The organism is Oceanobacillus neutriphilus (genome assembly GCF_014645515.1).
Lineage (GTDB): Bacteria > Bacillota > Bacilli > Bacillales > Amphibacillaceae > Oceanobacillus > Oceanobacillus neutriphilus.
This window is the reverse complement of record NZ_BMLW01000004.1, coordinates 284,447-305,384: the sequence shown is the minus strand read 5'-3', so window position 1 is coordinate 305,384 and position 20,938 is coordinate 284,447. Positions and strand designations below refer to the sequence as shown.

At 37.6% G+C, this 20,938-nt stretch carries 19 protein-coding genes and 1 riboswitch; of the genes, 4 read left to right on the top strand and 15 right to left on the bottom strand.

Annotated elements, in window-relative coordinates:
- Positions 1-22: 22 nt before the first annotated feature.
- The 4 genes from IEX29_RS08720 to IEX29_RS08705 all read right to left on the bottom strand — a co-directional run bounded on the left by IEX29_RS08720 (position 23) and on the right by IEX29_RS08705 (position 3,671).
- The gene (locus IEX29_RS08720) at positions 23-799 is read right to left on the bottom strand and encodes a sulfite exporter TauE/SafE family protein (protein WP_188734075.1); all 777 of its coding nucleotides are present in this window, start codon (positions 797-799) and stop codon (positions 23-25) included.
- A 120-nt stretch (positions 800-919) separates the two neighbouring features.
- Positions 920-2,251 (bottom strand): amidohydrolase family protein, encoded by a 1,332-nt coding sequence (locus tag IEX29_RS08715; RefSeq protein WP_188734074.1) that lies wholly within the window; start codon positions 2,249-2,251, stop codon positions 920-922.
- A gap of 104 nt (positions 2,252-2,355) precedes the next feature.
- Positions 2,356-2,805, bottom strand: a complete 450-nt coding sequence (locus IEX29_RS08710; RefSeq protein WP_188734073.1) for a hypothetical protein — start codon at positions 2,803-2,805, stop codon at positions 2,356-2,358.
- The gene (locus IEX29_RS08705; protein ID WP_188734072.1) at positions 2,802-3,671 is read right to left on the bottom strand and encodes a DUF3100 domain-containing protein; all 870 of its coding nucleotides are present in this window, start codon (positions 3,669-3,671) and stop codon (positions 2,802-2,804) included. The genes IEX29_RS08710 and IEX29_RS08705 overlap by 4 nt, the downstream gene beginning before the upstream one ends.
- Before the next feature lie 293 nt (positions 3,672-3,964).
- Positions 3,965-4,066, bottom strand: a riboswitch (purine riboswitch).
- 425 nt (positions 4,067-4,491) lie between these two features.
- On the opposite strand from IEX29_RS08705, the gene clpP reads away from it, so the two are divergent.
- Both clpP and manA read left to right on the top strand, forming a co-directional pair.
- The gene (gene clpP / locus IEX29_RS08700) at positions 4,492-5,064 is read left to right on the top strand and encodes an ATP-dependent Clp endopeptidase proteolytic subunit ClpP (protein ID WP_188734071.1); all 573 of its coding nucleotides are present in this window, start codon (positions 4,492-4,494) and stop codon (positions 5,062-5,064) included.
- Positions 5,065-5,284: 220 nt separating this feature from the next.
- Positions 5,285-6,241: a mannose-6-phosphate isomerase, class I gene (gene manA / locus IEX29_RS08695; RefSeq protein ID WP_188734070.1), complete on the top strand. Its 957-nt coding sequence runs from the start codon at positions 5,285-5,287 to the stop codon at positions 6,239-6,241.
- A 52-nt stretch (positions 6,242-6,293) separates the two neighbouring features.
- On the opposite strand, the gene IEX29_RS08690 is transcribed toward manA, so the two are convergent.
- From IEX29_RS08690 to IEX29_RS08675, 4 genes are all read right to left on the bottom strand, one after another.
- Entirely contained in the window at positions 6,294-7,205 is a 912-nt protein-coding gene (locus IEX29_RS08690) for a PTS system mannose/fructose/sorbose family transporter subunit IID (protein ID WP_188734069.1), read from the bottom strand.
- A gap of 19 nt (positions 7,206-7,224) precedes the next feature.
- A complete protein-coding gene (locus IEX29_RS08685; RefSeq protein ID WP_217697318.1) occupies positions 7,225-8,022 on the bottom strand; it encodes a mannose/fructose/sorbose family PTS transporter subunit IIC in 798 nt (265 codons plus the stop codon).
- Between the two features lie 42 nt (positions 8,023-8,064).
- A complete protein-coding gene (locus tag IEX29_RS08680) occupies positions 8,065-9,039 on the bottom strand; it encodes a mannose/fructose/sorbose PTS transporter subunit IIA (RefSeq protein ID WP_188734068.1) in 975 nt (324 codons plus the stop codon).
- A 406-nt stretch (positions 9,040-9,445) separates the two neighbouring features.
- Positions 9,446-9,814 (bottom strand): DUF956 family protein, encoded by a 369-nt coding sequence (locus tag IEX29_RS08675; protein ID WP_188734067.1) that lies wholly within the window; start codon positions 9,812-9,814, stop codon positions 9,446-9,448.
- Positions 9,815-10,161: 347 nt separating this feature from the next.
- Here IEX29_RS08675 and IEX29_RS08670 point away from each other — a divergent pair, with 347 nt between their 5' ends.
- A complete protein-coding gene (locus IEX29_RS08670; RefSeq protein ID WP_188734066.1) occupies positions 10,162-11,061 on the top strand; it encodes a macrolide 2'-phosphotransferase in 900 nt (299 codons plus the stop codon).
- 125 nt (positions 11,062-11,186) lie between these two features.
- Here IEX29_RS08670 and IEX29_RS08665 read toward each other — a convergent pair whose 3' ends face one another.
- The 4 genes from IEX29_RS08665 to IEX29_RS08650 all read right to left on the bottom strand — a co-directional run bounded on the left by IEX29_RS08665 (position 11,187) and on the right by IEX29_RS08650 (position 14,925).
- Positions 11,187-12,653: a glycoside hydrolase family 1 protein gene (locus IEX29_RS08665; RefSeq protein ID WP_188734065.1), complete on the bottom strand. Its 1,467-nt coding sequence runs from the start codon at positions 12,651-12,653 to the stop codon at positions 11,187-11,189.
- 48 nt (positions 12,654-12,701) lie between these two features.
- Entirely contained in the window at positions 12,702-13,055 is a 354-nt protein-coding gene (locus tag IEX29_RS08660) for a PTS sugar transporter subunit IIA (protein ID WP_188734064.1), read from the bottom strand.
- A gap of 42 nt (positions 13,056-13,097) precedes the next feature.
- The gene (locus IEX29_RS08655) at positions 13,098-14,342 is read right to left on the bottom strand and encodes a PTS sugar transporter subunit IIC (RefSeq protein ID WP_188734063.1); all 1,245 of its coding nucleotides are present in this window, start codon (positions 14,340-14,342) and stop codon (positions 13,098-13,100) included.
- Between the two features lie 244 nt (positions 14,343-14,586).
- Positions 14,587-14,925 (bottom strand): PTS sugar transporter subunit IIB, encoded by a 339-nt coding sequence (locus tag IEX29_RS08650; RefSeq protein WP_188734062.1) that lies wholly within the window; start codon positions 14,923-14,925, stop codon positions 14,587-14,589.
- A gap of 202 nt (positions 14,926-15,127) precedes the next feature.
- Here IEX29_RS08650 and IEX29_RS08645 point away from each other — a divergent pair, with 202 nt between their 5' ends.
- The gene (locus IEX29_RS08645) at positions 15,128-17,020 is read left to right on the top strand and encodes a BglG family transcription antiterminator (RefSeq protein ID WP_188734061.1); all 1,893 of its coding nucleotides are present in this window, start codon (positions 15,128-15,130) and stop codon (positions 17,018-17,020) included.
- A 53-nt stretch (positions 17,021-17,073) separates the two neighbouring features.
- Here the strand turns inward: IEX29_RS08645 and IEX29_RS08640 are convergent, their stop codons facing one another.
- The 3 genes from IEX29_RS08640 to IEX29_RS08630 all read right to left on the bottom strand — a co-directional run bounded on the left by IEX29_RS08640 (position 17,074) and on the right by IEX29_RS08630 (position 20,047).
- Positions 17,074-18,057: a Gfo/Idh/MocA family protein gene (locus IEX29_RS08640; RefSeq protein WP_188734060.1), complete on the bottom strand. Its 984-nt coding sequence runs from the start codon at positions 18,055-18,057 to the stop codon at positions 17,074-17,076.
- Positions 18,058-18,078: 21 nt separating this feature from the next.
- A complete protein-coding gene (locus IEX29_RS08635; protein WP_188734059.1) occupies positions 18,079-19,095 on the bottom strand; it encodes a Gfo/Idh/MocA family oxidoreductase in 1,017 nt (338 codons plus the stop codon).
- A gap of 127 nt (positions 19,096-19,222) precedes the next feature.
- Positions 19,223-20,047 (bottom strand): MurR/RpiR family transcriptional regulator, encoded by an 825-nt coding sequence (locus IEX29_RS08630; RefSeq protein WP_188734058.1) that lies wholly within the window; start codon positions 20,045-20,047, stop codon positions 19,223-19,225.
- Positions 20,048-20,938 lie beyond the last annotated feature (891 nt).

The window sequence follows — 20,938 nt, the reverse complement described above, 5'->3', positions numbered from 1 at the left end:
TCCTATAGCGGGTGCGCTTTTTTTAACTTCCTAATGCTAAGCTGACAAGCATGTATAGGGACGAAATGATAGTAATTATTGCAATAAAAATCTTCAACTGGTCAACAGGAACTTTATTGGCAAGCCTGGATCCGGTTAAGATACCAATTGTTGTACCAACTAAACTAAAGAGAATAAACAAAGGCATATTATCAATGCTTGCATACGTGAAATATCCAAAAATAGATGGAAGAGCAATGATAATCGAGTTTAACAGCCCTACACCGACTGCCGTCCGGATATTCACACCAAGACTTGCAAGTAATGGTACAACTAAAATTGGGCCACCTGCACCAGTCAATGCGCAGATAGCTGCGGTAAGGACTCCAAGCACTATAATCCAAATTGGTTTATTTAAAATGATAGATTTATTATTTCCTGGTCCGCCCTCAGCTGGTGCTTTGTTTTTCTTGAGTATAATGGAAAGTCCTGCGAACAAAACAAATAAGTAAAGCAGCAGTTTTGCCAGTGTTTCGGAAATAAGGACGTTAATTTGTACACCGAGAAAAGCTCCCGGCAGACTGCCGATGCTTAAATAAAGTGCTAATTTTAAATCCATATATTTCAGCTTCCAATAAGAATATGCACCAATAAGACCTGCGACCAGAAAAGCGAGGAAGCTGAGTGCGAGAGAATCATGTACAGGCAGACCCAGGAAGCCGACATAGATAATAGGCAGCAGGAAGCCGGAAACTCCAGATAATCCTACTAATATCCCAATGATTAAATTTGCAATAAATACAATAAAAAATGTTAACATCTGAGTGACCTCACCTTTCTAAATGCTTTTTCCTGATTATTACGTTTGTTAGCTTGCTCCGAACAAGTATACGAGCGCTTCAACATTGCGTTAAACCGCTCGTATACTTTGATGCAATATCTAAATTTTAGCACGAATAATGAGGTCGTCCATAGCTTTTTTACTTTCATATTTAATTCTTTCTTCATCCAGTGTAAGTACTTCTCTATTCTTCATCAAAATACGTCCATTGACAATCACATCAGCAACGTCATTGCTGTTTGCAGATTCTATTAATGTATTTGTCAGCTGATGTGTCGGTGCAATATGGGGCTGATCTATATTTATTAAAATCATATCCGCTTTCTTGCCGACTTCAAGCGTTCCAAGCTGTTCATCCTGCAGCATTGCTTTTGCCCCGCCAAGCGTTGCCATTTCTAAAATGGATTTAGATGGCATTACAACAGGGTCAAAAATCGGAACACCCCAGAAGGCGCGCATAAGGGATTTGAAAACCTTCATTTGATCAAATAAGCTCAATCCTGAGTGAGCTGAGCCATCTGTTCCTAAACCGATGCTTACACCTTTTTGCATCAAACCGGGCGTTTTGGTAACCCCTTTGCCCGCATTGCTGATAGGGCTGTGAGCTACCTTGCTATCATATTTCTGAATGAGATCCATCTCATTCTCGGATAAAAGGATACTGTGAGCACCTAAGAAATTCTTGTCCAGCACGCCTAAGGACTCCAGATATTCGTACGGACGCATTTGGAAGTTTTCCAGACAATAGCTGATCTCATTTGTATACTCATTCATATGTGTCTGCATACCTGTTCCGGCAGCACTTGCTGTTTCATAGACCTTTTGAATGAGTTCAGGTGTACATGTAATTAGTGATCGTAAGGAATACCACACATTGATTCGTCCATCTGCTTGCCCATGATAAGTATCAAACAGGTTTTTGTTTCTCTCGATATTATGTTCAATTGTTGTTTTCATGGATTCTGGGATGGCGGCACCTGTATCCATTGTGGAACAGGTGAGTACTCCGCGTAAACCGGAAGTTTCTACGGCTTCTGCGACTTTGTGCATATAGCTCCCGCCTGCATCAATGAAGCCGGTAACACCGGCCTTCAGCATTTCCAGACAGCTTAATTCTGCACTAATTGCTACATCCTCTTCCCGCAGGTTGCTTTCAAATGGAACCATAATACGTGTCCAAATCATCGGATATTCATCCGAAATTCTTCCGCGTAAAAGTTGTTGATTTGTATGTGTATGCGCATCAATTAAGCCTGGCATAACAAGCTTGCCTTTTCCGTCTAAAATTTCCTTTGCCACACATATTTGAGCTTCGTTATTTTTTTCAATAGCTATAACCTTTTGATCCCTGATAACAATATTTTGGCCGTGACAAACCTCAAAATCAGGAGTTAACAGGGAGCAGTTTTTAATCAGTAAATCTGCATTCATTTTAATTCTCCTTTAGAACACATTTAAAAAGGCTGATTATCAGCCTTTTTAGACGCCTTTTTTATTTATAATATAAGTATTACATTTATTGTCATTTTATTAGATTAAAAAGTATTTGTTACTGTTAAAAATACTTGTGCAAAAACTGCCTGAAGCAGGAATGTTCCTGTAAATACAAATACAGCGATAATGATCATTTTCCAGCTTTGGCTCATAAATGCTTTGAAATCCAATCCTATTCCGGCCAGAGTACCAACGACAGTGAGTGGTGCTGTAAAAGAAATCAAAGACGTATAGTAAATAATTGGATCAGAAATTGGCGAAATCGGACTGGCTAACAGTAAACCAGTTAAAGCAACATACACAACAGCAGGTACTTTTAAAGGAACGATCTTCGCTATGAATATCCCGATAAATGCAATACTGGATAAAATTAATACACCGGGGATAGACTCCATAATTGAAATATCATTTTGAAAAAAGTTTGCAATAATCGCTGTAAGGACAGATGTAAATAAAAGAGAGATTGTCCAATCTTTCATACTCATATTCATTGTGAAACCCTGCTTTCTGCTGATTTACTATGAGAAATATTTTTATTTTTTCCTCGTCGTCCGATTTTCGGCTCTAGCCAGGCATACATTTTGTTTACAAGCGGCAATGAAATAAATAATGTAAAGTAAATTCCGGTAATCGCAGATAACATATCACTCATTCCAGCCAGCATAACGATTTGATCTGCATAGGCCGGATAAATGGTTGCCAGCGTACTTGAGGCGGCAGCCATCATAACACCGCTCCCGACGCCGCTTGCCATTGCCAAAGCCAGGGGATGAAAGAAATCAAATGACGCGACAATACTTGCTAATAATCCAAGATAAGTGGTCCCAATCAGAAATCCGATGATGTAAATAGAAAGGGATCCGCGGGCTTCTGGAGAGTTTGCTCCGTACTTGCTGCAAATCAGTCCATAATCTTTATCGCGGTTGGTAGAACTGGTTGCACCGATTGCTTCACGTTTAAGACCGAGGAATAGCGCGATAGGAAGAGCAAACAGCATCGTGCCGATTGTTCCAAATTCCTGGAAAACCAGTGCCGGGCCGACATTGACAAGCTCAGGAAGATTAGCCCCTGCCATAACGCCAATTTTTGCCATAAACGGAGAGATAGCAACAAGAACGAGCTGCGATGCTTTTTTTGTTTCCTTCTTTTTGAGGAATCCGAGAGCATCCTTTCCGAATATAATACTGATGATAATAGCGAATAACATTGGGTAAAGCACGATTAGTGCGGAACCGACGCTGAACTGAATCGTTCCAATAAGCTCAGCGATAACAACGATCCCAAAGGCAATAGCATACAGACGGTAATTCTCTTTTAAATGTCCAATAATAGTTGTTTTTTGTTGTGCTTTTTCCATGTTGTGTTTTTCCTCCTTAGATGTACTGCCAAGTCAATGGTCAACTGCAAATAAAAAAACTCCAGTAAGTTTCCTTTACTAGAGTTTCAAGCTTGGCATATGAAAAACACAAAAAAGACCAATGTAAATGGGCGACGACCTTCGTTTGAACAGTATTGATTACTTCAACGGAAGCGATCGCTAAATACACCGCACGAAAATGAATGAACAGCTATCTATCGTTCAGATACTAAAACAGCGATATATACACCCCAAAGATGAAAAAGATACATGTTATTTTTATCTTATTCTATTGATCGTTTGTGATTTTCTATAGTCAAACCATTTACGGTAGTTTGGTAGAAACTTTTGGACCATATTTCCAAATTTATATAGATAATCAAAAGACGAATATTAAATTGATTTTTAAATTTAAATGTTCGTGTATTAGTAACTTACATTAATATTATAAGAATGTCAAAGGTTTTTTTGCGGGAATTGTCATAATGAAACAATGATATAAGAAAAAGAACCGGATTCGAGAAGTGATTTAAATTTTTAAACTCCCGTATCTTTTTACGGTCAGTAATCGTTTATGTTATAGAGAAGCCTAAAAGGAGGGAATGACATGTATGCCGGGCCTGGCACACGTGGAAATGAAAAAGATACGATCATCTACACGATTTATCATCAGCTTTCCCATTAGTGCTTTTTCTGGAAATATTTAAGGCAAATCAGCAGGGAGTAAGGTTGTGTCAGTAAACAACATCGTTTAGCTTCTTACGCTCTCTCAATGACAGCATAGACTGTCAAAATTCATACGTTTACAAGGAGGATGCTTATGTCTACAGTTCCTTATGTTATTGAACAGTCAGACCGTGGAGAGCGATCTTATGATATTTTTTCCAGACTGTTAAAGGACCGGATTATTATGGTCAGTGATGAGATTAATGATCAGATGGCGAATAGTATTGTTGCTCAGTTGTTATTTTTGGCTGCAGAGGATGAGAAGAAGGAGATCTCTATTTATATCAACAGCCCTGGAGGTTCAACTTCTGCGGGGTTCGCCATTTTTGATACGATGCAATTTATTAAACCTGATGTTTGTACTATATGTACAGGTTTAGCGGCTTCATTTGGTGCCATGCTGCTGCTGGCAGGTACGAAAGGGAAACGTTTTGCACTTCCAAACAGTGAGATTATGCTTCATCAGCCGCTGGGAGGAGCCCGTGGACAGGCAACAGAAATCGATATTTCAGCAAGGAGAATTATCAAGCTCCGGAAAAAAATTAATCATATTATTGCGGAGCATTCTGGTCAGCCTATTGAAAAGGTAGCGAAAGATACAGAACGTGATTATTTTTTAAGCGCGGAAGAAGCAAAAGATTATGGGTTAATCGATAAAATCATTTAACCATGAAAAAATGAGCGGGCTGTCATTCCGATTTGGCAGCCCGTTTTCATGAGGGGAATGGAGTACTCAAGGTAAGGGGAGAGGATAATTTTATTACATAGAGAATTAGATTAAGAAATTACTCTGACAAAGAAATATTGATAATAAAGGTTCTTCTTTTATTACTTTATATATTTGTAGTAAAGTTAATGAAAGAGAATGTTTTCTTAGGAGGACCTGTATGTATAATGAACCTATTTTTTTAGAGCCGGTATTGCAGGAAAGGATTTGGGGAGGAAATAAACTATCTACGGAATTCGGGTACCAGACCCCCTATGAGCACACAGGAGAGGCGTGGGTTATTTCTGCACATCCGAATGGTCCAAGTAAAATCAAAAATGGCCCGTTGGAAGATAATACACTCCAAGACGCATGGGAAAAACATGGTGAATTATTTAATCGGACAGAAGCTGCCGGTGAAAGTTATCCGCTGCTTGTGAAGATCTTGGATGCGAATGAAAATTTGTCTGTACAGGTTCATCCTGATGATAGCTATGCCAAGGAAAAAGAAGGCGTGCCTTATGGCAAGACAGAATGCTGGTACGTTCTGGATGCTGAGGAGGGTGCCGAATTAATTTTAGGGCATCATGCCAAGAACCGTGAAGAACTGCAAGAATCAATGGAGAAGGGTGCATGGGAAAGTTTATTAAAGCATGTACCTGTAACAGCGGGAGATTTTGTCTATGTGCCAAGTGGAACGATTCACGCCATTGGTGCAGGGATCGTGATTTTAGAGACGCAGCAGAGCTCAGACATTACTTATCGTGTGTATGATTATGACCGGACAGATGCAAATGGAAATCCAAGAGATTTGCACCTGAAGCAAGCTGCAGAGGTGACAAATGTACCTCATAAAGATCCAAAAGGAGAAATCATTCAAGAGACAATAGAGGATTTGACTGTCCGGAAATTAGTCCAAGAAGCTTATTTTACAGTCTATCATTGGGACTTGCGGGGGGACTCCATTTTGGAAAGAAAAAAAGATTTTCTGCAGGTAAGTGTGATAAAAGGAGAGGCTGCTATTACAACAGATAATAAAACATTTCGTGTCGAAAAGGGGATGAATTTTATTATTCCAAACACTGTTAAATATTTTTCGCTCCAGGGTAATGCAGAGATGATTGTATCTCATACTTAAAAGACCGCCTGCTTAAGTAGCAGGCGGTCTTTTAACTTAAATCTTATATTGGTTACATCAAATGTATTACGTGGAATACAACACCAACTACGAACAATCCAAGAATCATTACAATTGGAGAAACCTTTTTCCTGAGCAGCCACATACAAAGGAGTGTCAGCAGTAAGCCGGCCAGACCAGGAATCAAACTGTCTAAGTTGTCCTGCAAGGTCGTGACATCCGTTTGGCTTAAGGCTCTGCCCTCTTCCTGCTGCATCAATGCAGACTGGATTCCTTCAGATCCCTCAGGCAAGTTATCCCAATCAATATAAGCACCTTCGCCGAGCTGAACCTCTGAAACGGTCGGGGTAAAGGCCACATCCACCCAACGGTTCACCAGCGCTCCAAGGATAAACATACCGAGTATGGACGCGCCTTTCGTAATATCCTGAAGCAACCCGCCTGACAAGTCATCCGTAATTTTTTCTCCCGCTTTATAACCAAGCTCCTGCGTATACCATAAGAATCCCATCCGGATTGCGTTCCAAGCTAAGAAGAAAATAATTGGACCAAGTATGTTACCAGTCATCGCAAGGGAAGCAGCCAGTGCCCCGAGAATTGGTCTGACCGTGAACCAGAAAATAGGATCCCCGATACCTGCTAAAGGTCCCATCATTCCGACCTTAACCCCTTGAATTGCCTTATTGTCGACTGGTGCACCATTTGCGCGTTCTTCTTCGAGTGCTAACGTTACCCCAATAATAGGGGAAGCGACATAAGGATGTGTATTAAAAAACTCCAAGTGACGCTGCAGTGCAGCAGCACGATCTTCTTTTGTCTGATATAATCGTTTGATTGCCGGAATCATGGAATATGTCCAGCCGCCATTTTGCATACGTTCATAGTTCCAAGAACCTTGAAGGAAAGTGGAACGCCACCAAATAGAAATACGATCTCTTTTTGATAATTTCACTTCTTGTGCCATCTTCATAACCTCCTTCTTTTTAATAATCTTCTATAATATCGCCCAGCGGATCACCGGTGTTTCCACCGCCGCCACCAGAGCCGCCTTGTTTCGTAAGTGCTAAATAAATAAGTGCAAGAGCCACACCGATACCGCCAAGACCTACAAGTGTAATGTCCGGAATTGTCGCTAGTACGAATCCAATTGCAAAGAATGGCCATACTTCTTTGGTAGCCATCATGTTAATAACCATTGCATAACCAACAGCTACTACCATTCCACCGCCGACTGCCAAACCATCTGTCAACCAGTCCGGCATAGCCTGAAGCATTTCCCTAACTGGAGTTGCGCCAATAGCAATAATTAATGCAGCAGGGATTGCAATACGTAATCCTTGCATACAGATAGCAATAACATGCCACATTTCAATTTTTCTAATATTCCCTTCCTTCGCTGCAGCATCCATTAAATGGACAATCCCTGTGGCGAGGGTTCGTACAATAATTGTTAGTAATAAACCTGCAACTGCCAATGGAATTGCAATTGCGATAGCTGAGGATACACCTGATGAGCCCTGTCCGCCTAAAACGAGAATAATTGCTGATGCGACAGAGGCCAAAGCTGCATCCGGCGCTACAGCTGCTCCAATATTTGCCCAGCCTAAAGCAATCAGCTGCAAGGTACCACCTAAGATAAGACATGCCGTTAATTCTCCGGTAACTAAGCCGATTAACGTACAAGCAATAATTGGCTGGTGAAACTGGAATTGATCCAGGATTCCTTCCATACCAGCTATAAATGCCACAATAATAACTAATATTATTTGAATAATCGTCAAATCCATGATTATTAAACCTCCTTTTTTCTCTAATGATCAGGATTATTTCTGTCTGTCTAATTCTGCTTGAGCTCTTCTCAAAATCTCATCCATATTCCCATATGAATCAGCTGGAACCTTACGTACGTCAAAATCGACGCCAAAGTCTTTTAGCTTTTTGAACGTATCAATATCGTTCTGGTCAAAGGCCAATACTTTATTTGGCTGCACTTTACCAGTTGAATGTGACATGGAACCGACGTTAATGGTATCCAATGGAACACCGCCTTCAACTGCTCTGAGTGCATCTTGCGGATTCTCAAAAAGAAGTAATGCCCGCTGTCCGCCAAAATGCTGATCATCTTTTGCAAGCTCAATCATTTTCTGAACAGGAACCGTATGTGCCTTGATACCTGAAGGAGCAGCCTGTTGAATCAATTTTTTACGCAGTTCATCCTTCGCCACAGTGTCAGAAACTACAATGATACGTGTGGGCGATGTGCTTCTCGTCCAGGAAGTTGCAACTTGCCCATGCAGTAAACGAGAGTCAATTCGGGCTAACACATATTCGAATGAACCAGGGGCACCTGTGCTGGCTCCTGAAGAAGCGGCAGCATCATCAGCAGGAGCAGCCGGTTCTAATTCTTCCGGCTTTACTTTAACTGCGTCTTTCGCTGTGTCGATAATATGAGCAGCTATTTCATGCGCTGTGTTCATGGACATGCGTGACGCATAAGATTCAATAACCATTGCTAAGTTTAATCCCGCAACGATAGCCCATGTATCTTCATGTCCTTCCATCAAGCCGTTCGCCTGATTGAAAGGAGTTCCGCCCCAAAGATCGACTAAGAATAATACTTCATCTTGATTATCGAAAGAAGCAATGGCTTCTTCCATTTTTGCCTTGATATCCTCAGGTCCTTCACTCGGCATCAATGTAACAGCTTTAACATTCTCCTGTTCTCCGAAGATCATTGCTCCAGATTGCAAGATACCGGTAGCAAATTCGCCGTGACTGGCAATGATAATTCCTACCATCTTTTTACCTCCTCTTAATTTATTGTTAAGGCTTAGATAAACATGGTAAGCTCCTAAAGTGATGTTTTTTGTTTATATAAAGCGTTTTCCCCCTGATGAAAAACAATAAAAAAAGGCATGAGAAAAAAGTAGGTAAAATGAAGGCAGAGTATAGATGAACCCATATACTTCGTTTTAATCACTACTTTTCACTCATGCCTGATCGAATCAGTAACACGTAAAAAATAATTGCAATAGTTATTTAAATTTGTTATGAAACCGCTTTATTTATCGAACGAATTATTAATAAGCTTACTTTAATGAGCTTCCATAAGATATTATAGCACACCAGTTTTTCCCTTTCAAGAGGGAGTTATTTTTAAGTGATAAATCTGGACTTCAGCTTGTCTTATGAACAAAATGGCTTTTATTTGGTTTTCTTTTTGAAATTACGTTTGATAGCATCAAAGGCATTTAATGATTTTACCATACGATCCGGGTCTACATATTCACGAATTGCCCGAAAAACTTTTTTAGGATCTTTGGAGGAAAACGTAAATGTTCCGTTCTTCTTGGTCTGGATGGCATAACGGGGAATCCACTTCCCTTTGAACAAGACGGAAGCAATCACGTAGTCCACTTCCTCCCAGGGAATTTGAATAAACTTATGAGCATCACGTTTATTATAAAATTCAAACCCTTTGTCACCAATCATTATTTTACCGTAATCTGTCATTCTTATATGTGAGGTTGCATCAATAACTAAATCAACTTTGGTATTGATTGATTGTACCATTTCATCTACCCCCATTTCTGTTAATTATTATTATACACGCTTGACCACTTCAAGTAAAAAATACCGAGACAAAGATGACATTGCGAATAAAATACCATTATGCTAGGATGAATATAATTATAAGGGAGGAGGGATTCTGTTGGTCGATAACCAATCTTTACGCTAATGCGGATGCTGCAGACACGATATGTGCCCAGATGAAGGATTGGTCTATCATTTTTGAATCCCTATACGGTTGAAAAGCATAAGCAGAGAGGAAGTCTATTTTTCTCTGTTTTTAAGTCTTAGCGTATCCTTTACTGGCTGCACGTATTAAAGCAGAATAAATAAAGAAGGATGTGGCAGATTTGGATAAACAAACTGTGTCAGACTTAGCTCATAAATATGGTCTGAATTTGAAGGAAGACTCTATCAGCTTTAATGAATCCGGGTTGGATTTTCTGGTTGCTTTTGCGGAGGATGCAGACGGCGAGGAATGGGTGTTAAGAATACCAAGACGCGATGATGTTATGGACAGGACAATTGATGAACGGAAGGTATTAAAGGTTGTTCATCAGCATGCGTCTTTTCAAGTTCCGGTCTGGTCTATTTACGAAAATGATTTAATTGCATACAAAAAACTGAAGGGTGTCCCTGCTGGAACAATCGATCCGGAAATTCAAAACTATGTCTGGGAAATGGATATCGAAAACATACCTGAACAGTTTCACCAGAGCCAGGGAGAGGTTTTAGCATCTTTGCATAATGTGCCGAAAAAAGAAGCAGAAAAAGCAGGTATCCCTGCATACACAGCAAAAGAAGCGCACGCATTGATGAAAGAACGGATGAAGAAGGTGAAGGAACGCTTTGGTGTTGCGGATGGCCTTTGGAACCGGTGGCAGGCGTGGTTAAATAATGAAGAGCTTTGGCCAAAAGAAACAGGACTGATGCATGGTGATGTGCATGCGGGTCATATGATGATTGATGACGACACAAATGTTATCGGCTTAATTGATTGGACAGAAGCCAAAGTAACGGATGTTTCGAATGATTTTGTCTTCCAATATAAAGCATTTGGCGAAGAGGCGCTTGATAAGCTTATTCATTATTATAAACAAGCCGGTGGAATCTATTGGCCGAAAATGAAAGAGCATATTATTGAACTGGATGCCACATATGCTGTAGCTATTGCAGAATTTGCGATGATTTCCGGTATGGAAGAATATGAGCAGATGGCCAGGAGAGCATTGGGAGTAACGAATTTTTAAAAATTTAAAGTGAAATATAAAGAAAAGCTGTCTTTGCAAAGACAGCTTTTCTTTACTATATTTTGTGAAATGGGCTGTTATTTCTTGTACTGGAGCATTCTTTAAACATGATCAGAGGACTCTGCTTATTTATCGTTGAAGCTTAAGCCTGCACCGTTAGTTGCGATTACTTTTTGATACCAATAGAACGAATCTTTTTTAAACCGGTCGCCTGTACCTTTACCGAAGTCATCAAAATCTACATAGACGAATCCATATCTTTTCGACATTTCAGCAGTGCCGGAACTCACTGCATCAATAGGCGACCAAGGTAAGTAAGCAAATATATCTACTCCATCCTTTACGGCCTCGCCAATTGCCTGAATATGATGTTTTAAATAATCGATTCTATAATCATCATGAACGGTACCGTCTTCAAAAACATCCTCATAGCCAAATCCGTTTTCAGCAACCATGATCGGCTTTTGATAACGATCCCAATATTGACTGATGGCGTTATAAAAACCTAATGGATCGATCGTCCATCCCCAGGCGTTTCCTGTTAAATAAGGATTTTCGCTAATAGATGCCGGGTCCATTGTATTTTTTTCTGAATCAAGCGTTCTGGAATAGTAATAAGAAAACGCCAGGAAGTCTAACGTGTTTTCTCTTAAAAGTACTTTATCCTCTTCACTGATCTTAATATTGATATTATTCTCTTTAAAGTATCTCAGCATATGCCCGGGATATTCTCCTCTTAACGGAACATCTGCATAGAAATATTGCATGCGGATTCTCTTCATTGCAAAAACAATATCCTCCGGCTTACAAGTACGTGGATAATATGTACAGTCAGCCAGCATGATTCCAATTTGAATCTCTGGATTTAGTGATTTTGCATATTCTTTTAATTTTGCATTGATGATAAATTGATGATGAATAGCTTGATATTGATCTTCTGCAAGATTATCTGTTTTATCTCTTAAAATTCCTAGAGATTTAAATGAGCAATATTGAATTAAATTTGTTTGATTAAAGGGAATCCAATACTTTACTTTATCTCCATATCTATCTAGCAATATTTTTCCATAACGGGTCATAAACTCGATAAGCTTAGGATTACGGAATCCTCCATATTCAGTTAATAAGTGCAGTGGAATATCATAGTGGAACATAGTTACAATAGGTTCCATACCAGCATTTATTACTTCGGCAATGACTTTGTCGTAAAACTCAAGTCCTTTTTCATTCGGCTCAAGCTCGTCTCCATTTGGAAAAACTCTCGGCCAGGCAATTGAAAATCGGAAACTATTAAAACCCATTTCTTTCATTAAAGCAATATCTTCTTTATATCTGTAATAAAATTCATTTCCATGTCTCTTAGGATAATAGCCTGTCTTATCAGCTACTGCTCTTTCCAAGGTTGCAGTAGTATGCTCATTTTCTACTAATTTGCTTCTGTATTTTTTTCGATCCAGACTGGGATCAAATTTATGAATATCTGATGTGGAAAGGCCTCTGCCGTCTACATCGTAGGCACCTTCTGTTTGACAGGCAGCAGTTGCTCCTCCCCACAGAAAATCCTTTGGAAAAGTAAATTTATTGCTGTTCATTGCAAATGCCTCCTCAATTTTGTGTTTTCTTCGGCTTACAGCGTTCGTTTATTTGCGATTTACCGTTAATTCATATAATTCAATCATTTGTTTTGTCATACGTACCTCAGACATAATTGTCATCAAATGATCCTGGGCATGATTCAACAATAAAGAAGGTTCATGTGTCACTCCGCGCGCTTCATCCTGGATGATCTGCGTTTGTGATTGATGCGCTTTTAAAATTCCGTTTGAATTTGCTTCATTTATTTTTTCATAAGCTGCCTTGAAGTTCTCTTCTTTTGCTAATTGGAATGCCTCGTCTGCTAATGCTCTTGCATTTCCTGCATGTAAGATGATCTGCATGGCAACAGTAGTAACTTCGTTTTCTTGATCTGCCTGTTTTTCATTTGAATTTGACATATTTATCCACCAATCCTCTGTATTTATGTTTCTATACTTTATTTATTCCGCCAGTTCTTCCGCTTTTTCTTCTTTTATTCTTTGTCTTTCAAATACTTTAAAGAATGGATACCAAGTTGCAAGATAAACGCCGAATAAGAGAATGTAAACGAGTACGGCACGTAAATCCTCTGTAATCATGACACTTGAAAAAGGTGCTGGAATTTGTCCTACTTGAATCATTTTAGATGGAATATTCAAAAGGTCTGTGTACATTGCAAGATAAACGATTGTCGGTCCGGTAATGGCGTTTATCCACATTGGCACCATCAGCAATGGGTTCATAACAACAGGAGCACTATACATTATAGGTTCATTAATATTAAAGATAGAAGGTACGATAGTGAGCTTGCCGATGGTCTTTAACCCTTTGGACTTAGAAAAAAGCATTAATAGATTTAGGGTTAAGGTAGCGCCGACGCCCCCCATTGTAATCAGGCCGGCTGTAAATACAGCTTCGTTTGTAGCGATATTTGTTGCTGGCAATCCTTCTGATACAGCGGCTACGTTGGCTGCTATACCTGCCATGAAGATTGGTGTTTTAACGCCGTTCCACAACCAATGAGAAATCCCCAGGGTATAGAAGAACGTCATGATAAATATGAGCAAGACAAATCCTGGTAAAGTCTGACCAAAATTTTGAATTGGTGAAAATGCCTTAAGAATCAAAGCAAAAATATCTAAATTAAATTTGAAGCTTAATAATGCAGAAAGTCCAATAGAAAGGAAGATTGGGATGATGTTACGAACCCATCCTATTACAAAATCCGGTAAACTGGATTTACTTAATAAATTCATTTTTCCAATCAGATTAAAAATAATGGCAACTAAATAACCTGCGATAATCCCCACTATAATACCTGTAGGACCAAATCGCCCAAACTCAACTGTCAAAATACCATCATCGTTAATGAGTGGTTTAATAAACATAAGGAATACAGGAATAGCAGTTAGACCTGCATTCACCGCATAATTGGTGCGTCCTAATTTTTCCATGGCCTGATTTGCCAGCATAAAAGCAGTTAATAATCCTAACATTCCGAAAGTGAAATTAGCGATCCTGCCTAGATCAGGCAACACAGTTATATAGGAACGTATAACGTTATATAGAAAAATAACAGACCCGGTTAAAATAAACGGAATGATTTTTTGCATAGTACTTGATAAAGCTGCAACCCAGGGCTTCTGTGAAAATTTATTCATGGTTGGAGCAAATGAATTGCTCAGCCAGTTCATAAAACGCTTCATTTCTTTCTACCTCCTTTTTTGTTTTTAAAGGGTGAATTTTTCTTTAAACAATATTTATTCAAACGCTTATTTGTCAGCAGTGATATAATCGTTTCTGTAAAGCTCTTACAAAAATATTTGATTAAAATATGGTTATCAAATGTACGGTGCTGAAGAAAATCTTGATTATATACACTGCTGCATACTGTTAATTCAAATATAGAAGTATTTATTGCTGGTATTTATTTCAAATGAAAACTTTCATCTATTCTGCGCTGGAAGAAGCGTCATTTTTTCCCCGAAGTTCAAAGGCGAAATCTAATAACTTATCACCGTCTAAGGTACCGTAAATTTTTTGTGGAATAACATCTACTGATACATTTAACGGCTTACCTAACTCAGTAAATTTTTCCTTATAAGCCTCATAGTGAGGACCTAAAAGCAAAACATCTATTGTTGGCAGATGTGAAATTGCTTCTGTTTCGCTTTTCGCTTCTATTTGTATATCTAAACCTTTTTTCTTTGCAGCTTTTCTGGCTTTTTGAGCTAGGAACCCGCTTGATAACCCCGCTCCGCAGCATAATAGGATTTTTAAGTTTTCCATCGTGAACCTCTCCTTTTTTTATGATGTCTTTATTATGATTCAAAAATTGAAGCGCCTCCACTTCTCTTTTGCACGGCAGGGTGCAAACAGCAAAATAAAAATAAAAAATTGCACCCTGTCGTGCAATTGAAAAGTTGAACTGGGAACAACTGATTTCATTATAATGAAGTTAAAGATATATTTTCAAAGTGGGGGTGATACGATGACAAACAAGAAGAAAAGATTAATGCTTCATTTGATGGAGCAACATTCTCCCTGCGCTGCTTCTGAATTAGCGAAGATTTTAAATATTTCTGTTCGAACGGTTAAAACGTATATTAAAGATATTAATTTGATGACGGATAAGAAAATCATTCATTCTTCTAATAAAGGTTATTTAATTAATAAACAGGATGCGCTTTCCTTCTTGGATAAACAACATTCTTTACCACAAAACTACTCGGAAAGAGCATTTTATATTATCAAAAAGATATTAGTAGAACATAAAAATCCAAATGTATTTGATCTTTGTAATGAATTGTTTATCGGCTATTCTACGCTTAAAGGTGATCTTGCAAAGATGAACACTACCTTTCAGATGTTTAATGTCCGGTTCTCCACCCAAAATGATATTGTACAAATAAAAGGTGCTGAGAAGGATAAGCGCTCTTTATTATCCGATGTTATTTTTAAAGAAACAAATAATCGTATTCTTGATTTGAATACATTAAAACAATCATTTGATGAAGAGGATATTGGGAAAATATCTAATATTATCAGTGATTTTTTCAAGAAAAATAATTACAGTTTAAATAATTTTTCTTTTATGAATTTGCTGCTGCATTTTTCTATTCTTATTGAAAGGGTAAAAAAAGGATACTCCCTTTCAGAAATTCGTGAAATTATTACGAAAGACGATGATGAACTGGCGTTGATTGAGAAATTATCAGAAAGGATTGAAAATGATTTTTCAATCAGTTTAAACTCCTATGAAAGAAATGAAATTTACATTCTTTTTAAAACGAATGTGAATTATCTGATTGATTCCAATTATAATGAATTGAAAAAGGTAATTGGTTCAGAGTATCTGGATACTATTTATGGCATCATTGAAGAAGTTTCTGAGCTGTACTCTATTGATTTAAACCATGAAAGCTTTATTGTTCCATTTGGTTTGCATGTGAAGTCATTAGTAACAAGAGCTTCTTTGAAAAAATATAATAAGAATCCCTTTTTAGAAAAAATAAAGCGTGACTGGCCTATCATCTATGATATAGCAATCTTTGTATCATTAAGACTTTCAGATATATATAAAATTGAAATAAAAGAGGATGAAGTTGCTTTTATTTTTCTCCATGTCGGGACGGAAATTGACAGACAAAATTCTACAACGGATAAATTGAAATGTATCCTGCTGTGTTCCGATTATTTAGGTCTTGAAAAAAAGATATACAACCAATTATTACTGGAGTTTTCTAATGATATTTCCATTGAAGCAATACTGTCCAGCTATGAAGAGGTAGAGAAATTTTCTTTTGATTTATTGATTACCGTTATTGAAGACGAGAGAAATAATTATTATCCGTCTGTTTTAATTTCTCCATTCCATCTCGATAATCAAAAGAAGGAAATTCATGAAAAAATATATGAAATACAGCAATCGAAGAAAAGAGAACTCATCTTTAACAATTTTGATAAGTACTTTCATGAAGCATTATTCTTTAAGCTGGAAAACGTTTCTAAGGACGAGGTTATTGAAATTGTGTGTGATAGGATGGAGGATATGGGTTTTGTTTCACACTCCTTTAAAGAAGATGTATTTGAAAGAGAGAATGCTTCTTCAACCTCCTTTGGACAAGTTGCCATACCGCATTCTGTTCATATGAATGCTCTGCAAACAAAAATTGGCATCGTCGTCAGTAAAAGAGGAATTATTTGGGGGGATAATACCGTAAATGTTGTCTTGCTGATAGCTATTAATAAACTTGATAAGCAAATTTTTTTAACTATAAATGATTCTATATTGTCCTTATTTGAGAATGAGAATGTCTTTGAAATAATGAGAAACGCATCGAGCCTGTCAGATTTTAAAGATGTTGTTTTTTTGAATATATGATAAAGGCTCCTCTATGAGAGAGGAGCCAAGGAGAATAGAATTATATAAATTAACTATTTCTGATCGGCGGGATAATAAATTCCGCCGTTTTTTCTTGCTTGTTCGAAAACTTTCATCACCTCATAAGAGTAATCTAGTAATTCATAGCAGCGGGTAAAATTGCTGCTGTTAAATATATCGTTAAAGACTGCTAATTCGTATATTAACCAGTTACTTTTTGTCTGGCTGTTTATTTCGGTTACTTCATCACCTATATGGGTTATCACTTGTTTACATACATTCGCTCCATCCTTAACATGAATGTATCCCTTTTCTCCTTGAATTAACCCGAAGTTCATACTGTTTGAATCCTTTGCACCGACACACTCTGCTATGAAATCAGGGTATTTCATCACTAATACACCTGATGTGTCGATGCCGTTTTCATGTATATTTGCTGTGTAGCTTACAGAATCCGGGATACCAAATAGATTCATAACAAAATGTAAATTATAAATATTAATATCAGCCAGCGCTCCACCGGAAAAAGCAGGATTAAAGACGTTTGGATTTTCACCATCTAACAGCTTATTATAACGGCTTGAATATTGACTGTAGTTACATTGCACGAAATTTAGTTTCCCCAGCTTTTTAACTTCTTCTTTGATTGCTTGATAATTAGGTAAATGAATGTTTGAAATAGCTTCAAAGAGCATTAATTTGTTTTGTTTAGCTAATTCTATTAATGCTTTTGCTTCTTTTGCAGTTGAGGTGAAAGGTTTTTCGCAAATGACATGCTTCCCATGCTTTAACGCCTGAAAAGCATGTTCAAAATGCAGACTATTTGGTGAGGCAATATATATAAATTCAATGTTTGGGTCGGTGAACATTTGATTTAAATCTGTATAAATTTTTCCTGCTTGATATTTATCAGCTAAAGGTTTCGCCGTCTCCTCTTTTCGGGAATAAACTGCCTCACAGCTTGCTCCTTCTACATCATGTAATGCTGTTAAAAACCAGTCTACAATGAAACCTGAACCAATTGTTCCTATCTTCATTTTGTAACCCTCCTCGTTAAATTAGTGATTCTTGGAAGCTTCTTTTATACCATTACTCAAAATCCCCATCACTGTTAACACTTCGTCATCTTTAACAGGTTTTTCAACACCGTTCCGGATACTTTCGTACAGCTTCTCATACAAAATTCCATAATCGGTTACTTCTGAAGGGATTTTCTTATTTATTTCTTCTCCATTCTCATCAATATAGGAAATCTCTCCCCAGTTATCTTCAGGCTCTTGTATAAAGGATACTTTCGTTGCTCCATCAGGATTTTTCTTCTGATGACCGCTGCTATACTTTATAAAACTTCCTCTATCACCATGAACTGTAAATTTTGGATGCTCTATTTTCACACTGCTGCTGCACTTCACTGTTGCTTTCATTTGTTTCCCATAATAAAAATCAATATCTGTAAAATCATCGCTTTCCCCGGGATAATAAATACTTCTTACATCATAGCAGACTTTATCAGGGTTTCCATATAATGATATAATCTGGTCAATGGTATGAACAGCCAGAAGGTGAAGTGTTTTGAAACCTTTTTCAATTTTTTCCGGCCGGAAATAATCATAATGTGATTGGATTTCAACAATATTCCCGAGTGCGCCGCTGGCAAGCACTTTTTTTAATGTTAAGAAGTCTCCATCAAACCGTCTATTTTGGTTTGCCATTGCAATAAGCCCTTTGGATTTAGCAAGCTCAAAAATCTCCTTTGCCTCGTCCAGAGTGGAAGCAAAGGGCTTTTCTACTAATACGTTTTTGTTATTTTGCAGAGCAATCCTTGCGTATTCTGCATGGCTGTCTGCATGTGTGCATACCACGATTAATTCAATCTCTTTATCATTCAGAATCTCGTTTAGGTCACTCGTAAAATTGATATCGGGATACCAATTCTCGTGTTCTGTGCCTTCATGTACACGATCTTCAGCTCTTCTGTATATATACTTCACATTTATATTTTCTCTTTTTTCTAAATAAGGTAAATGATAATTAGTTACTGAATTACCATAACCAATAAAAGCAATGGATAACATATTCATCTCTCCTATTCTCCAGTAATTTAGCTTTATCTTAGCACAGCATTTTTCAATGGAGAACAGGTTTTTAAGTTTTTGGTAATCGTTTTCGTTGTTTCTTATAAAAAGAAGCTGATTAATGAATTTAAATTTCATCCATCAGCTTCTTTTTACTGTCTGCATTAATATTATCCAGTAAATGAAGATACAGAACATCAAAAATATATTGTGTCGATGTATTGTTGAAAATTTTAGATAAAGTAAATTGTTCTGTTGAAGTATAGCTTTTAATATAATCATCTGCCATTGAGATAAGTTCACTTTTCTCGTTTCCGGTAACGGCAATGACTTTTTGATTGTATAATTTTATCGTTTTAGCAATATCAATAATTGCTTTGTTATTGCCGCTATGTGAAATAACAAAAGAAATATGTTTTTCTTTTTGTTTGATGTTAACCAGATAATGTTTATTTATGCTATTAAATGCTAAAGCATTGATTCCAAATTCATTCCACCTTGCGCAAATCTGCTGAGCAATATAATAATTTGCATCTACCCCATAGATATTTACCCGGTCAGCATACTTAATCCAGTTTACTATTTTTTTGATCTGATTGTAATCAAGCGTCTTCTGTGTTTCATATATGGCTTCTTCATAAATAAAAGGCAATGAGTGTATGCTTTTATGAATCTTGTTATCTTCAGTTAGGGAATCATTGCTGTTCATTTGGTATTTCTCTATTTTCAGGTCTTTATATTCCAACGCAAATTTTATTTGAAAGTCTGGAAACCCTTTTGTCCCAAGCTTCTTACAAAGTCTAATTATCGTGGAAGGACTGGTAAAAGTGACTTTTGCTAATTCATTTGCAGTTAAATCAAATAGCTGGTCCGGATGCTCCAGAATATAATCTATAATATGCTGTTCCTGAACGGTTAAATTATTCATATATTTCATTTTATGAACCAGCAATGAGATACCTCCTTATATTACAGATTAGAAATTAATTAGAATAATAGAGACAGCTTGTTCAGTATGGAAATTTATAATAAAAAAGGGGCTAGTTCATGTCCTAGCTCCTTTCCGATTAGCAACAGCTGTTTCTTATTTATAAGCAGCTCAACTTTTGCACCTAAAAAAATAACTCTCTTATCATAGAGACAGGCGTTGATTGTTCCTTCCACCAATCTCTTGACAAAGCATAAACTCTATCCAGAAAGAAGGTAACGTGTAAGGCACCGCTGCGGCGGACCGTTTTGCTTTCCTAGGGGCACGCTCTTCAGCTAACTTTTGCCAAGAAGATCACTTGGCAAAAGTGGATCTTCAGATGGTGCTAATCCCTCAGGAGTCAAAACGGTCCGCCTCCGCTAGCAGGATATTCTATACAGATTGAAACAGCTGACTAAATAGAAGTTAGATCAGATAAAACGTTTTTTCTAGTTTATGGTAAAATATTCTGTCAAGATGTCTTTCTGTCCATAAAAGTTATTCCTGATATTTACTATCCATGCTGTGTCATCATTTTAATTGCCAAATCAACCATTTGAAACATTAAAATGATCTATTCATCAAGCAAAAAGCGATTATTTCATCCAACCTCATAAGGATATGATTTCTTTCATTCGCTGTAGAAGCCTAACTGAGCGCAGACCAACCACGGAGACTCCTATGGGAACAGGGCGAGCTGAAGATCCACTTGAAAAGCGGTTTTCTTTTCAAGTTAGCTGAAGCCGTCCCCATGGAAAGCGTAGTGGTTGGTCGGAGCGGTGCTATACACAATCTTCATTTCCATAGAAGGATGATTTAACAATATGCAAGCAGGATAATGAAGAATATGTTCATCTTGGTGGAATAGTAAGGTAT

Coding starts and splice junctions, on each gene's coding strand:
- IEX29_RS08665 (WP_188734065.1), bottom strand. CDS start 12,653: ATGAACAGCAATAAATTTACTTTTCCAAAGGATTTTCTGTGGGGAGGA.
- IEX29_RS08650 (WP_188734062.1), bottom strand. CDS start 14,925: ATGGAAAACTTAAAAATCCTATTATGCTGCGGAGCGGGGTTATCAAGC.
- IEX29_RS08635 (WP_188734059.1), bottom strand. CDS start 19,095: ATGTTATCCATTGCTTTTATTGGTTATGGTAATTCAGTAACTAATTAT.
- IEX29_RS08640 (WP_188734060.1), bottom strand. CDS start 18,057: ATGAAGATAGGAACAATTGGTTCAGGTTTCATTGTAGACTGGTTTTTA.
- clpP (WP_188734071.1), top strand. CDS start 4,492: ATGTCTACAGTTCCTTATGTTATTGAACAGTCAGACCGTGGAGAGCGA.
- IEX29_RS08645 (WP_188734061.1), top strand. CDS start 15,128: ATGACAAACAAGAAGAAAAGATTAATGCTTCATTTGATGGAGCAACAT.
- IEX29_RS08655 (WP_188734063.1), bottom strand. CDS start 14,342: ATGAAGCGTTTTATGAACTGGCTGAGCAATTCATTTGCTCCAACCATG.
- IEX29_RS08680 (WP_188734068.1), bottom strand. CDS start 9,039: ATGGTAGGAATTATCATTGCCAGTCACGGCGAATTTGCTACCGGTATC.
- IEX29_RS08705 (WP_188734072.1), bottom strand. CDS start 3,671: ATGGAAAAAGCACAACAAAAAACAACTATTATTGGACATTTAAAAGAG.
- IEX29_RS08710 (WP_188734073.1), bottom strand. CDS start 2,805: ATGAATATGAGTATGAAAGATTGGACAATCTCTCTTTTATTTACATCT.
- IEX29_RS08720 (WP_188734075.1), bottom strand. CDS start 799: ATGTTAACATTTTTTATTGTATTTATTGCAAATTTAATCATTGGGATA.
- IEX29_RS08675 (WP_188734067.1), bottom strand. CDS start 9,814: ATGGTACAATCAATCAATACCAAAGTTGATTTAGTTATTGATGCAACC.
- IEX29_RS08715 (WP_188734074.1), bottom strand. CDS start 2,251: ATGAATGCAGATTTACTGATTAAAAACTGCTCCCTGTTAACTCCTGAT.
- manA (WP_188734070.1), top strand. CDS start 5,285: ATGTATAATGAACCTATTTTTTTAGAGCCGGTATTGCAGGAAAGGATT.
- IEX29_RS08660 (WP_188734064.1), bottom strand. CDS start 13,055: ATGTCAAATTCAAATGAAAAACAGGCAGATCAAGAAAACGAAGTTACT.
- IEX29_RS08690 (WP_188734069.1), bottom strand. CDS start 7,205: ATGGCACAAGAAGTGAAATTATCAAAAAGAGATCGTATTTCTATTTGG.